General features: G+C 73.7%; 11 protein-coding genes. 6 read left to right on the top strand and 5 right to left on the bottom strand.

Features of this window, described 5'->3' with window-relative positions; all coding sequences use genetic code 11:
• Positions 1-360 precede the first annotated feature (360 nt).
• Together OIE69_RS05735 and OIE69_RS05730 are read left to right on the top strand one after the other, a co-directional pair.
• On the top strand, positions 361-510 hold the full coding sequence (locus tag OIE69_RS05735) for a DUF1427 family protein (protein WP_326570843.1): 150 nt from the start codon (positions 361-363) through the stop codon (positions 508-510).
• Positions 507-728 carry a DUF1427 family protein gene (locus OIE69_RS05730; RefSeq protein WP_326570842.1) on the top strand — a complete coding sequence of 74 codons (222 nt, stop codon included), beginning with the start codon at positions 507-509 and terminating at the stop codon, positions 726-728. The genes OIE69_RS05735 and OIE69_RS05730 overlap by 4 nt, the downstream gene beginning before the upstream one ends.
• Here OIE69_RS05730 and OIE69_RS05725 read toward each other — a convergent pair.
• A complete protein-coding gene (locus OIE69_RS05725; RefSeq protein ID WP_326570841.1) occupies positions 718-1893 on the bottom strand; it encodes a helix-turn-helix domain-containing protein in 1176 nt (391 codons plus the stop codon). The genes OIE69_RS05730 and OIE69_RS05725 overlap by 11 nt on opposite strands.
• A gap of 183 nt (positions 1894-2076) precedes the next feature.
• On the opposite strand from OIE69_RS05725, the gene OIE69_RS05720 reads away from it, so the two are divergent.
• The 3 genes from OIE69_RS05720 (at position 2077) to OIE69_RS05710 (ending at position 7439) form a co-directional block, all read left to right on the top strand.
• Positions 2077-3864 (top strand): FAD-binding dehydrogenase, encoded by a 1788-nt coding sequence (locus OIE69_RS05720; RefSeq protein ID WP_326570840.1) that lies wholly within the window; start codon positions 2077-2079, stop codon positions 3862-3864.
• 267 nt (positions 3865-4131) lie between these two features.
• Entirely contained in the window at positions 4132-6399 is a 2268-nt protein-coding gene (locus tag OIE69_RS05715; protein WP_326570839.1) for a M4 family metallopeptidase, read from the top strand.
• A gap of 113 nt (positions 6400-6512) precedes the next feature.
• Positions 6513-7439 carry an aminoglycoside phosphotransferase family protein gene (locus OIE69_RS05710; protein ID WP_326570838.1) on the top strand — a complete coding sequence of 309 codons (927 nt, stop codon included), beginning with the start codon at positions 6513-6515 and terminating at the stop codon, positions 7437-7439.
• A gap of 52 nt (positions 7440-7491) precedes the next feature.
• Here the strand turns inward: OIE69_RS05710 and OIE69_RS05705 are convergent, their stop codons facing one another.
• The gene (locus tag OIE69_RS05705; RefSeq protein ID WP_326570837.1) at positions 7492-8067 is read right to left on the bottom strand and encodes a class I SAM-dependent methyltransferase; all 576 of its coding nucleotides are present in this window, start codon (positions 8065-8067) and stop codon (positions 7492-7494) included.
• A gap of 204 nt (positions 8068-8271) precedes the next feature.
• Positions 8272-8649 carry a VOC family protein gene (locus tag OIE69_RS05700; RefSeq protein WP_326570836.1) on the bottom strand — a complete coding sequence of 126 codons (378 nt, stop codon included), beginning with the start codon at positions 8647-8649 and terminating at the stop codon, positions 8272-8274.
• A 121-nt stretch (positions 8650-8770) separates the two neighbouring features.
• On the opposite strand from OIE69_RS05700, the gene OIE69_RS05695 reads away from it, so the two are divergent.
• A complete protein-coding gene (locus OIE69_RS05695; RefSeq protein WP_326570835.1) occupies positions 8771-9238 on the top strand; it encodes a hypothetical protein in 468 nt (155 codons plus the stop codon).
• Between the two features lie 20 nt (positions 9239-9258).
• Here OIE69_RS05695 and OIE69_RS05690 read toward each other — a convergent pair whose 3' ends face one another.
• On the bottom strand, positions 9259-9903 hold the full coding sequence (locus OIE69_RS05690; protein ID WP_326570834.1) for a LysE family translocator: 645 nt from the start codon (positions 9901-9903) through the stop codon (positions 9259-9261).
• A gap of 92 nt (positions 9904-9995) precedes the next feature.
• Positions 9996-13013, bottom strand: a complete 3018-nt coding sequence (locus tag OIE69_RS05685; protein ID WP_326570833.1) for a glycosyl hydrolase — start codon at positions 13011-13013, stop codon at positions 9996-9998.
• Positions 13014-13312 lie beyond the last annotated feature (299 nt).

Genomic DNA, 13312 nt, shown 5'->3' with positions numbered 1-13312 from the left:
GTCTCAAGGGATTCCCTGGCAGTTCCGTCGGGCCGGGTCGGCCCGGAAACGGTTAGGACTGCCCCGGTGGGGGCGGTGGCATCCTGGCCCCAAATTCGTGGATGGAGGCCGGGCATGCACGGTGATCTTCGCCACGTCCGCTGTGCCACCGGGCGGGTTTGGGCCCGTCAACCCCGCTCCCACGTGCGGGAGTTGTCCGTCGCGCCGGTGGCGCGGCGCACGGGTTCCGCCCGGCCGGGCGCCGGAGCGCGAGCGGCTCGCCGCGGTCGCCCCGGCGTCGCGCTGCGTCGTCCGGCAGCACCCGTACTGCTAGAAAGGGGAGGAAATTCGTATACAGGGCAAAGAGGAAAGGGGGCGGGCGTGGACTACGCCGCGTCCTTCGGAGCCGGCCTGGTCGTCGGCATCATGTACGGCCTGCTCAGGGTGCCTTCCCCCGCGCCGCCGTTCGTCTGCCTCGTCGGCCTGGCAGGCATCCTGGTCGGATACTCCGTGCCCGGGTGGTTCGCGTGAGGACCCTGCTCTCCCGGTGTCTCCTCGCCTTCTCCGTGGGAGCACTGGCGGGTGTCCTGTACTGGCTGATGGGCGTCCTGGCGCCGGCCCCGCCGTGGGTCTCGCTCGCCGGTCTGCTCGGCATCCTCGCCGGTGAGGTGGCGACCCGGCACCTGCTGACGCGCTACCGGAAGCCGCCCGCCGACCCGGCGGAAGGGGCGCCCCCGGCTACTCCCTGAGGGGCGCTCCCCGGTCCGGACCCAGCCACGTCGTCAGGGCCCACCACCAGTGGAGGGCGTCCAGCGGGCCCGCGGTGGCGTCCGCGGGTGGCTCACCGGTGATCTGCCGGAGCCGGCCGAGCCGGTAGCGCACGGTGTTGGGGTGGGTGAACAGCGCCGCCGCCGTCTGGTCCAGGCGTCGCCCGTGTTCCAGGAACGCCAGCGCGGTGAGGGCGAGTTGGCGGTGGAAGGCGTCCGCCGGATCGAGGGTGCCCAGGAGCTCGCCGGCCAGGAACGAGCCCAGCAGCGGTTGTTCGGCGGTGGCGATCTCACCGGCGAAGTCCGTCAGCTCCCGCACCCCGCGCCGTCCACGCCGGCCCCCGGCGGTCACCGCGCGGACGCAGAGCCGGTGGACGGGGGGCAGTTGGTCCAGCGGAACGGCGGGGGAGAGGACGACCAGCCCGCCCGCCGCCTCCGGCCCGAACTCCCCGCTCGCCGGCATCCGCGGCAGCAGGCCCGCCGGCCGTCCCTCGACCCGAGCGGCGATCCCGCGCAGCGCGGCGATCGCGTCCGCGAGGCGGCGGGCGCCGGCGGCGTCGTGGCCGTCCGCGACGAGGCAGTGGTACCGGCCGCCGGGCCGCAGGCCGGCCCGCGCCAGGTCCCCGGCGGCCGGTGGCACGCCGCCGGTCAGGATCCTGCGCAGCAGCCGCGCCCGCAGGCCGTCGGACGCGGACGGCAGTTCCTGCTCGGCCGTGCGGTAGCCGTTGATCACATGGCGTTCGACGGCGTCGCCGTACTCCTTGAGCCGCAGGACGGCGGAGAGCAGCAGGCCGTCGGGCACGCCGGCCGACCTGCTGCGGTCGACGGCGATCTCCACCGTGCGGGTCAGGGCCGCCTGGACGCCGCGCAGCACCGAGGTGATGGGGACGCCCTGCTCGGCCCGGTCGGTGCCGAGCAGCAGCGCGGCGGCGAAGTCCTGCCCGTCCACGCCGCCGAACGTGCCGAGCCACGGGCCGGCCGCCGCGACGATGGCCGTGACGTGCCGCAGGGTCTCCGCCTCGCCGAGCCGGGCGACGTCGGGGGAGTGGGTCCGCGCGGCGTGGACGAGCTGGCCCCGTACGCCGGCGTCGCCGGCCATGTCCCGCAGGATCCCGGCGACGGGCTCGGGCTGGTGGGTGACCGTCAAGAGCCCCGCCCCTTCCGCGACCGAACGCTGTGGCCGGGCGACAACCGGGTGCGCGCGCATTGGCGGCCGGCCACTACCGCGTTGTCATGACCACCTGATTACCTGTCGGCTACCGAAGGTAACAGCAAGGTCATCCGGGCAACACCCTTCGCGCATCCCCCCGCACCCTCCGGAAGGCACGCCATGGAGACAGTGACAGACCCCGCCATGCCCAGCCGGCGCCGTGTCCTGACGGCGGCGGGAGGTGTGCTCGCCGGAGCCACCGCACTGGCGCAGGCCGTCCCGGCCCACGCCGCCGCCTCCCAGGACGCCGACGTGATCGTCATCGGCCACGGTCTGGCGGGCCTGGTCGCGACCGCCGAACTGGCCGACAAGGGGCGCAAGGTGCTCCTGCTCGACCAGGAACCGGAGACCAACCTGGGCGGCCAGGCGTTTTGGTCCTTCGGCGGGCTGTTCCTCGTCGACTCGGCCGAGCAGCGGCTGATGGGCATCAAGGACTCCCGCGACCTGGCGTGGCAGGACTGGCAGGGTGCGGCCGGCTTCGACCGCGACGTCGCCGACCTCCGAGGCCAGGACCACTGGGCCCACAAGTGGGCGGAGGCCTACGTGGACTTCGCCGCGGGGGAGAAGCGGTCCTGGCTCCACCAGCAGGGCGTGCGCTGGTTCCCGATCGTCGGCTGGGCCGAGCGGGGCGGCGGCCTCGCGGACGGCCACGGCAACTCGGTGCCCCGGTTCCACGTCACCTGGGGGACCGGCCCGGCCGTCGTCGAGCCCTTCGAGAAGCGGGTGCGGGCCGCGGCCGCCAGGGGGCTGGTGAGCTTCAGGTTCCGGCACCGCGTCGACGAGCTCGTGCGCACCGGCGGCGCCGTCACCGGGGTCCGCGGAGCCGTCCTGGAGCCGAGCAACGCCCCCCGCGGCACCCGCAGTTCGCGGACCGTCGTCGGCGACTTCGAGCTGCGCGCCGCGGTGGTGATCGTGACCTCGGGCGGCATCGGCGCCGACCACGACCTGGTGCGGCAGAGCTGGCCGGCGCGGCTCGGCGCGCCGCCGAAGAACATGATCTCCGGGGTGCCCGAGCACGTCGACGGCCGCATGCTCGCCATCACCGAGCGGGCCGGCGGGCGGATCGTCAACCCGGACCGCATGTGGCACTACACCGAGGGTCTGCAGAACTACGCCCCGATCTGGGCCAAGCACGGCATCCGCATCCTCCCCGGCCCCTCCTCACTGTGGCTGGACGCCACCGGCAGGCGCTTCTCCGCCCCCGACCTCCCCGGGTACGACACCCTCAGCACGCTCAAGGCGATCACCGACACCGGGTACGACTACTCCTGGTTCGTCACCACCCAGAAGATCCTGGCGAAGGAGTTCGCCCTCTCCGGCTCCGAGCAGAACCCGGACCTCACCAACAAGGACATCCCGCTCACCCTCTCCCGGCTGTGGCAGACCCCGGAGCCCATCGAGCGGTTCAAGAAGAACGGCGCCGACTTCGTGGTCTCCTCCTCGCTGCCCGCCCTCGTGGCCGGGATGAACCGGCTCACCGGCGAGGACCTCATCGACCTGGCCGACCTCAAGCGGCAGATCGACGCCCGGGACCGCGAGATCGACAACCCGTACACCAAGGACGTCCAGGTGATGGGGATCCGCAACGCCCTCGCCTACCCGGGCGACTTCCTCAGCCGCACCGCCACGGCGCACAAGATCATGGACCCGGCCGCGGGACCACTGGTCGCGGTGCGCCTGAACATCCTCACCCGCAAGACGCTCGGCGGTCTCCAGACCGACCTGTCCGGCCGGGTACTGGACGCGGACGGGGCGCCGGTGCCGGGTCTGTACGCCGCCGGCGAGGTCGCCGGTTTCGGCGGCGGCGGGGTCCACGGCTACCGCTCCCTGGAGGGCACGTTCCTCGGCGGCTGCCTCTTCTCCGGCCGCCAGGCCGGCCGTGCGGCGGCGGCCGCGACGGCGACCTGACGGGCGCTCCGTCCGCGGCGGGCCGGCGCCGGCCGGCCCGCCGCCCTCGCGCGACCGGCGTCCGGTGGCTGCCGGCTGCTCGACCGCTGATCGATTTCGGACAAGATTTGATGCCGCCATGACAAATGCATCGCCCTGCTGTCACGCTGTGTCGACACCCGCGCACGGACAGCGTCATCCCGCACTGCGAGCTCCGCCCCGACCGGCCCACCCCGCCGGCGGGACCGCACGGCCACCGTCAGCCGACCGCCGCAGGAGGAGAACCCCTTGTCCCACTTACGCACCCTGCCCCGTCACGCCAGGGCCGGCGTCGTCGCCCTGACCGCCGTCGCCGCACTCCTCGGCGCGGCCCTTCCCTCGGGCCAGGCGCTCGCCGCCGGCCGGGAACGGGGCAGCACGACGATCGTCGCATCCCCCCACACCGGTGCGTTCCCCGCGCGCCTCTCCCCGTCCGCCCGAGCCTCGCTGATCCGCGAGGCCGCCTCCGCGGCGCCCGTGACCGCCACGGCGCTGCGCCTCGGGCAGCAGGAAGGACTCGTCGTCAAGGACGTCGTCAAGGACGCCGACGGCACCGTGCACACACGCTACGAACGCACCTACGCGGGACTGCCCGTGCTCGGCGGCGACCTCGTCGTCCACCGTGACGGCAGCCGGCTGACCCAGGACCGCGCCACCGACGCGACGCTGGCCGTGCCGAGCACGCGGCCCGCGGTGGCCGCGGCCACCGCGGGGAGGAAGGCCCTCGCCGCCACGCCCCGGGCCGGCAAGCCCCGTTCGGCGGGTGACCCACGGCTCGTGGTCTGGGCCGCGACGGGCAGGCCGGTCCTGGCCTGGGAGACCGTGGTCGCCGCCACCCAGCCCGACGGCACCCCCAGCGAACTGCGTGTCGTCAGCGACGCCCGCACGGGCAAGGAGCTCTCCCGCTCCGAGGGCGTCAAGACCGGCACCGGCACCGGCGCCTTCGTCGGCACCGTCCCCCTGGGCACCACCGAGACAGGCGGCGCCTACCAGCTCAAGGACGGCACCCGCGGCGGCCACTACACCACCGACCTGAACAACACGACGACCTCCGGCACCGGCACCCTCTTCACCGACGCCGACGACGTCTGGGGCGACGGCACCGTCGCCAACCGCCAGTCCGCGGGCGTGGACGCGCACTTCGGCGCCGGCGCCACCTGGGACTACTACCAGGACACCTTCGGCCGGAACGGCATCTACAACGACGGCGACGGGCGCTACAGCCGCACCCACTACGGCAGCAACTACGTCAACGCCTACTGGAGCGACACCTGCCGCTGCATGACCTACGGTGACGGATCGGGCAACACCCACCCCCTGACCGCCATCGACGTGGCCGGGCACGAGATGAGCCACGGCGTCACCAGCGCCACCGCCGACCTCGACTACAGCGGGGAGTCGGGCGGCCTGAACGAGGCCACCTCCGACATCTTCGGCACCATGGTGGAGTTCCACGCGAACCTCGCGGCCGACACCCCCGACTACCTCATCGGCGAAGAGATCGACATCAACGGCGACGGCACCCCGCTGCGCTACATGGACAAGCCCTCCAGGGACGGCGACTCGCACGACTACTGGTCGTCCTCGCTCGGCGGCGTCGACGTCCACTACTCGTCGGGCCCGGCCAACCACTTCTTCTACCTGCTCGCCGAGGGCAGCGGCCCGAAGACGGTCAACGGCGTCGCCTACGACAGCCCGACCTACGACGGCGTCCCCGTGCCCGGCATCGGCGCCGACGCCGCCGCCGCGATCTGGTACCGCGCGCTGACCACGTACATGACCTCGACCACCGACTACGCCGGAGCCCGCACCGCCACCCTCCAGGCCGCGGCCGACCTCTTCGGTGCGTCCAGCCCGGCGTACGTCACCGTCGCCAACACCTGGGCGGCCGTCAACGTCGGCCGGCGCATCGTCGACGGCATCGACCTCATCCCGCCCGGCGACCAGATCAGCGGCGTCGGCCAGACGGTGTCCCTGCAGATCGAGGCGACCACGAGCAACGCCGGCGCCACCCTGGAGTACGGGGCCACCGGCCTGCCCTACGGTGTGAGCGTCGACCGCGACACCGGCCTGATCTCCGGCACCCCCGGCTCCACCGGTACGCACGAGGTCACGGTCACCGTCACCGACAGCACCGGCGACACGGCCTCCGCCGACTTCACCTGGACGGTCGCCCACGTCTACGGCAACAGCACCCGCGTCGACATCCCCGACGCCGGGGCCGCCGTCGAGTCGCCGATCACCGTGACCGGCCGCGGCGGCCACGCGTCCGCGGTCGCCCAGGTCCATGTGAAGATCGTCCACACCTGGCGCGGCGACCTCGTCGTCGACCTCGTCGGGCCCGGCGGCAGCACCTACTCGCTGCTCGACCGCACCGGCGGGTCCGCCGACAACGTCGACCAGACCTTCACGGTCGACGTCTCCGCCGAGACCATCGACGGCACCTGGAAGCTCCGGGTCCGGGACGCGGTCGCGCTCGACACCGGCTACATCGAGAACTGGACCATCACCCCGTAGCGGACCACACTCCGCTCCGCCGGCGGGCCGGGCCACCCCCCTCCCGGCCCGCCGGCGCCCCACACCCCGATAATCCGTTGCCCCCGGCCGACACGGCGGGTGATCATCGCCGGATGCTCACCACCCCGCCCGACGGCCGCGCCGGAATCGACGCCTCACTGGTCACGCGCCTTCTCGCGGCGCAGTTCCCGCAGTGGGGCCACCTGCCCGTCACCCCGGTGGCGGCCGACGGCTGGGACAACCGCACCTACCGCCTCGGCCACGCCATGACCGTCCGCCTGCCCACCGCCGAGGGGTACGTCCCCGCGGTCGCCAAGGAGCACGAGTGGCTGCCGCGCCTGGCGCCCTCGCTCCCCGTGGCCGTCCCGTCCGTCCTCGGCGTGGGCGCCCCGGGCGAGGGCTACCCCTACCCCTGGTCCGTACGCGGCTGGCTGCCCGGTGAGACGGCGGCCCCCGAACGCATCGCCGACCTCGCCCGGTTCGCCGGCGCCGTGGGCGAGTTCCTCCTCGCCCTTCAGAGCTGCGACCCCAGCGGCGGCCCGGCCGCCGGCCCGCACAGCTGGTACCGGGGCGCGTCGCCCGCCCACTACGACGAGGAAACCCGCCGCTGCCTGGCCCTCCTCGAAGGCCACGTCGACACCGCCCGCGCCCGCGCGGTCTGGGACGCCGCCCTCGCCGCCCGATGGCACGGCCGACCCGTCTGGTTCCACGGCGACATCGCCTCCGGAAACCTCCTCGTCAACAGTGGCGAACTCAGCGCCGTCATCGACTTCGGCACCTCCGGCGTCGGCGACCCCGCCTGCGATCTGGTCATCGCCTGGACGATGTTCTCCGGCGACAGCCGCGAGGCGTTCCGCCGCACCGTCCGCCAGGACGCCGCCACCTGGGCCCGCGCCCGCGGCTGGGCCCTGTGGAAGTCCCTGCTGGTGCTCTCCGATTCCCTCACCACCGACCCGGCCCGCGCCGAGGTCGACCGGCGCGTCATCGCCGAAGTCCTCGACGACCACGACCGGTTCGCGCGTGCGGTTGCGGCGGGGTGAGAGTGCTCCTGCCCGCGCTCGGCGCCGGGCCGGCTGCGCCCGGCGCTTCGGCTCACCCGGGAGGCCGGCGCAGCACGAGCACGGCGAGTCCCTCGGCGTCGAAGCGGTCCACCGAGGCCCACCCCTCGACGAGGGCGCCGATCTCGTCCTCGTCCAGGGCGATGCCCCTCCGCTCCTCGGGGGTGTTCACGGCCAGGGGCGTGATCACCACCAGGGCGCCCGCGGGCCGGAGCCGGGCGGTGAGACGGCGCAGTACGCGGCTGCGATCACGCAGGACCGCGACGACCAGGCGCAGCGTGACGAGGTCGTAGCCGGATTCGTCCAGCTCGGCGGGGACTTCGCGTTCGACGTCGCCGTACAACCAGCGCACGCCCTCGAAGGCCGCATGCCCGCGCGCTCTGGCCCGCTCCAGAGCGCTCTCGGCGAAGTCGACCCCGTCCACCGCGTAGCCGAGTTCCGCCAGGTGCAGGGCCAACTCGCCCGTGCCGCAGCCCACGTCCAGCGCCCGGGACCCGCTCCCGGGCGGAACGTGCTCGGCGAGCAGGTCGCGTTCCGATGCGGTGAGTCCACGGAAGTCCCGCCCCGCGGCGTAGTGCTCGTCCCATACCGTCCGGCTCGTGGAGGCCAACGGATCGCTCCTGTCGCGTGGGGTGACGGGCCGGCCGGGCAGGCCGCTCCACCGGACTCAACGAGCGGGCCCGGCGCGACGACCGCGCCTCTTTCGGCCGTCATGAGGACGTTGCCGCGCCAGGGGCACGGCGCTTCGCCGCGCACCGAACCTTGGTGCGCGCGTGCTCCGCCCGAGGCGACGATGGCCGAAACGCCGGCCGGCTCAGCCCGCGCGTTCCGCCGCGCTCCGCTCCACGCAGAACTCGTTGCCCTCAGGGTCGGCGAGCACCACCCAGCCCGTGCCGTCCGGCCGGCGCCGGTCGTCGACCTGCGTCGCGCCGAGCAGCAGGAGGCGCTCGACCTCCTCGTCGCGGGTGCGGTCCTGCGGCTGGACGTCCAGGTGCACGCGGTTCTTGACGGTCTTGGCGTCCGGCACGGTCACGAAGAGCAGACCGGGGCCGCCGTCGACCTCGATCAGGGCCTCCTCGTCACCGGGATGGTCGTCCTCGTGGAGCGGGCGGTCCAGGACGAGGGACCAGAAGCTCGCCAGACGGTGGGCGTCGGCGCAGTCGATCGTGATGTGGCGCATCGCGGAGGTCATGGGGCGGATTCTGGTCCACCGCGCGGGACCGGGGCAACGCGGGTCGTGTCGGAGGCGCCGGGTAGCGTTCCCCGTGTTCCCCCGTGCCGTTCCGCGAGTCCGGAAGCAGGTAGCGACAGCCGTGAGCGACGACGTCCTGTCGGTCATACCGACCGACCCACGCCGGCAGCCCGGTCGTGCCGCCGCGGAGCGCGCAGCCGCCCTGGTCGCCTCGCTGGAACCCGGGGATCCCGACGGCGCCGACGTCGAGATCGAGATCAGCTGGTACGACACCGTCACCCCGGTCGTCTGCGGGAGCAACCTGGCGGCCATCGGCTGCCCGTTGTGCGGCGGCTCCGTGGACACGCAGTGGTGGGCCGACCTGCTGGAAGCGCACGCTGACGAGGGCTTCGAGACCCTGGCGGTCGACGTCCCGTGCTGCGGCGGCGCCACCTCGCTGGACGCACTGCGCTACGACTGGCCGTGCGGGTTCGCACGCTTCGAGATCGCCGTGTGGAACCCCGCACGCGACTGGTTCGGCGCGCACGAACTGGCCGCCCTCGGCGAGGCGCTCGGCCACCCCGTACGGCAGATCAGGGCGCGCGTCTGAGCCGTCCGGGTGCCGGACCCTCAGTCCGTGCGGCCCGTCGCGGCGACCGTGACGCCGAGGCCGATCATCGCCAGCCCTCCGGCGCCGCCGATCGCGGAGAGGCGGCGGTCGGAGCGGCCCAGCCACACACGGGCGGCGGAGGCGGTCAGCCCCCACAGGGTGTCGCTGACGAGGCCGATGCCCATGGGGACGAGGCCCAGGAGCAGCATCTGCGCGGGCAGCGCCCCGGCGGAGTGGTCCACGAACTGGGGGAGCACGGCGGCGAAGAAGACGATGCCCTTGGGGTTGGTGACCCCGACCGCCAGGCCGTCCGCGACGGTCCGCAGGTCACCGCGGGCCGGCCGCTCGGGGCCGTCCATGGCGCCCACCGTGAGTTCCCGGCGGTGCCGGAACGCTTTCACGCCGAGGAACACCAGGTAGGCGGCCCCGGCCAGTTTCACCGTGAGGAAGAGCGTCAGGGACCGCTCGAACAGCGAGCCCAGGCCGAACGCCACGGCCACCACCAGCAGGTACGAGCCGATGAAGTTGCCCAGCACCGACGCGAGGGCGGTGCGCCGGCCGTGCGCCAGCGCGCGGCCGATGACGAAGAGCACGCTGGGCCCCGGGACGACGATGACGAGCAGGGACATCGCCGCGAACGCGAGCAGCCGGTCCGTGGACACCATGGTCCATCACCTCCGCGGCCATTGAACCAGGTGCCCGGGTTCCCCCGCCGGTCGTGCGGCGACCGGCGGGGGATCCGGGCGGGCCGGGACGCTCAGTCCCGGTCCACCACGGCCTCGCCGTACGGGACCAGCCGGACCGGCCCGACGAGCCCGGTGCGCTGCGAGGCGGCACCGCCGTACACGGACGGGTCGCTGACGCGCAGCCGGTTGATCAGCGGGGTGGCCACCTCGACCTCGATCGTGTTGGTGCCGCGGCGCAGCAGCCCGCCGAGGTCCACCACGGGGTTGATGTGGCTGGTGACCGGAGCCGGACGCCCGTTGACGCTGACCCGGAAGGTGTCGGTCACCTCGCCGAGGTCGAGCACGGCGCCGAACCCGCCGCTCCAGGAACCGTCGAGTTCGACGGTGGTGCGGTAACGGCCGATTCCCGCGGCGTCCGTGAGGTCCGGGACGGCGTTCCACGGAGCCAGCGCGTCGAGGGCGATCCGGTGCCGTACGACGGTGGTGCGGTCGGGGTCCGCGCCGGGTCGCCAGTCCTCGGCGTCCAGCGTCCAGGAGGTGAGCTCGCGCGGCGCGGGCACCTCCCGGACCACGGTGCCGACCGAGCCACCGCGCGACAGCCCCGTGGTGTAGGTGCCCGCCGCGCGGGCGCGCAGGACGAGCCGCCCGTCGTCGAAGCGCACGTCGTCCGCGTCCGTGGCGACGGCGTGCGTGCGGCCGGGCCTGCCGTGGAACCGTCCCGGCGGTGCGAAGGCCACGACCATCGACTCGGACGGCTGCAGGGCCACCCGGAAGGTGAACAGGTCGCCGTCCTGTGCGTACAGCGCCAGCGGCCGGGCCTCACCCGTCCACGGGTCCAGCAGGTAGGGCACCGCGCCCGAGCGGGTGCGGCGCACCGTGACGGCGTGGTCGATCGCGGCGACGGGCGGCTTCACGGTCTCGGCGTGCTTGCCGTTGACGAGGTAGAACCAGTCGACGCCCTCGTCGAAGCGGTGCATCGTCAGCAGCGTCGAGGGCACGGCGTGGCTCACGTCGGGCACCAGAGCGAGGTCCGCGAGCGCCTGGCCCACCGCGGTCTTGTCGGTGACCTGCCGGACCCGCGGCTGCGCCAGCAACTCGGAGACGAGGGAGCGGAGCTGCTGCAGTAGGGAGTCGTCCGCCACGCCGGGCGTCGTGACCGTCTTCCAGTCGCCGAGCAGGACGATCGGCAGGCCCGCTCGCGTCAGGCGCAGCAGGTGGCGCGCGTCCGCGAGCGTGAGGGTGACCGCCGAGCCGGAGAAGAAGTCGCCCTCGACGAACAGCGCGCGGTAGGCCGGGCCGTCGGGGGCCAGCCGGCCGTCGCGGACCTTGGCGGACGGCAGGTCCAGCAGGGGTCCGCTGACGAACTGGTGGGTCCAGCCGAGCGGCACGCCCGTCGAGGTGAACCAGGAGGCGCCGATCCCCGTCGCGGTGTACCCGGTCTGCCGGAAGACGGCGACGTCGATCCGGGAGGTGCCGCGCTGCATTGCGTGGTGCACCCGGGACAGGTACCCGGACACGTCGCCGACGTGCCGCCAGGTCGGGTGCCGCGGTCCCCATGACTCGCCGTAGCCGACGGTGCCGTTGTAGGGGGTGAAGGCCGCGTAGCCGGGCCACTTCACCCCGGGGAGCGTGGCGTAGGAGAAGCCGTGCACGACCGTCTGGTTGACGCCGGCCGCGTAGGCGCCGCCCATGGTGCGCAGGAACTTCTCCCACGTGGTGCTGTACGCGGAGCCGGTGTAGGCGCCGGACTCGCAGGACAGCACCGTGTGGCCCGCCATGTCCCGGCCGCCGGCCAGGCAGCGGTAGTCGTCGAGGTTCTTGAAGCCCAGCGACTCGCCCTCGGGGATGTCGAGCAGGGCTGCGGACTTGATCGCGTCGGTCTGCAGGCCGTACGGCTGGGCGCGCATCCCCAGGCCCAGCGCGTGCGCCCAGTCGCGGAGCGCCGTGAGGTGGTGGGTGTTGTACAGGTCGCTGACGGTGTCCCAGAAGTCGTGCCGTATCTGGCGGGTCGCGACGGCGTCGTAGACGTAGACCTGGTTGCCGCCGCTCATCGCTATCGCGGGGAGGACGGGCAGCAGCGGATAGCCGTTGCGCTTCTCGAAGGCGGCGGGGAGCCCCGGGGTCCAGGGCAGCGCCTTGGTCTCGATCTCCAGGGAGTCCTCGAACAGGACGCCGCCGGCGCTCTTGAGGAGCCGCCGGATGTCCTTGGTGAGGAGGTTGCGCTCCCAGAAGCCGGTGACCGCCGCGGTGCCGGCGGCGCTGAAGTGGTCCACGACGTACGCGGTGGGCGAGGTGTGCGGGCCGCCCTCGGGAGTCTGCCCGGTGCCGCGCTGCCAGAAGGCGGTCAGCACCCAGTCGCCCTCGGCGGGGGCGGTCCAGTCCACGGCGCCGTCGACGACCTGCGCGGTGAGGTCCCGGACGCTCGCCCGGTCCAGGCCGGTCTCCTTGCGGGTGGCGTTCTCGGGGGCGATCCGGGTGGCCAGCACGCCCAGCAGCCGCTGCCGGGTGACCCCGGACGCGGGGGCCGCGGAAGGCGGCGGCACGGGGCCCGAGTAGGCCGTGCCGGCAGCCACGGTGACGGCGCCGAGGGCGAGTTCCTGCACCGCGGCCTCGCTGTCGGGGGTGATCCCGGGGACGGCGGCGGGCCAGCTGGGGCCGACCGTGAGGTCGATGGTGACGCCCCGGCGGCGGGCCTGGTCCAGGGCGGCGTGGACGCCGGCCACCCAGGCGGGGCTGCCCCAGCCGTGGTGCTCGGTGTCCAGGACGGAGGTGTCCTTCACGCTGTGGTGGACGGCCGCGATCTCGGCGCCGCCGAACCCGGCGTCGGCGATCTGGTCGACCTCGCGTCTGATCTCGTCGGGGTCCACCAGCCCGTCCGGCCACCACCAGCGGAACTTGGGCCGCACCGCGCTGCCCGGCTCGGCGAACGCGCCGGCCGCACCGCCCGCGCCCGCGGCCCCGGTCCGCGCCTCGGCGGCGGCGGGCAGCGCGGGGGCGAGGGCCGCCGCGGTGCCCGCGACGGCGGTGGCGATCAGGAGGCTGCGGCGGGAAACCCCGCCGCCCTCGGGGCGGTTGCTGTCGTCGTGCATGGTTCCGTAGCTCCCCGGAGTGAGAGGTGGAGGTGCTTTTCATCCCGGAGTGATCAGTGCCGAGATGCAACGCGCTGACGTATTGAACCGTTTCAATCCTCGCGGAGGCTACAGCGAGTTCCCGGGCAAGGGCAAGGTCCCGGCGGGCATGAACCCCGACGGGTGTGGTCGGGACGCCGTGCGTGGCAATGGGGAGCGAGGGTGCCGGCGGCTCGCGCCGGGGTCTCGCGGCGCGTGTGGGCCGTGAGATGAGAACGTTTCAGAGAGGATTCCGTCGGAGGCGGCCCGAGGCCGCCGGG

The organism is Actinacidiphila glaucinigra, from assembly GCF_035918135.1.
In the GTDB taxonomy this organism is placed as follows: domain Bacteria; phylum Actinomycetota; class Actinomycetes; order Streptomycetales; family Streptomycetaceae; genus Actinacidiphila; species Actinacidiphila glaucinigra.
This window is presented reverse-complemented; position numbering and strand designations above follow the sequence as displayed.

Coding starts and splice junctions, on each gene's coding strand:
- OIE69_RS05720 (WP_326570840.1), top strand. CDS start 2,077: ATGGAGACAGTGACAGACCCCGCCATGCCCAGCCGGCGCCGTGTCCTG.
- OIE69_RS05710 (WP_326570838.1), top strand. CDS start 6,513: ATGCTCACCACCCCGCCCGACGGCCGCGCCGGAATCGACGCCTCACTG.
- OIE69_RS05700 (WP_326570836.1), bottom strand. CDS start 8,649: ATGACCTCCGCGATGCGCCACATCACGATCGACTGCGCCGACGCCCAC.
- OIE69_RS05690 (WP_326570834.1), bottom strand. CDS start 9,903: ATGGTGTCCACGGACCGGCTGCTCGCGTTCGCGGCGATGTCCCTGCTC.
- OIE69_RS05685 (WP_326570833.1), bottom strand. CDS start 13,013: ATGCACGACGACAGCAACCGCCCCGAGGGCGGCGGGGTTTCCCGCCGC.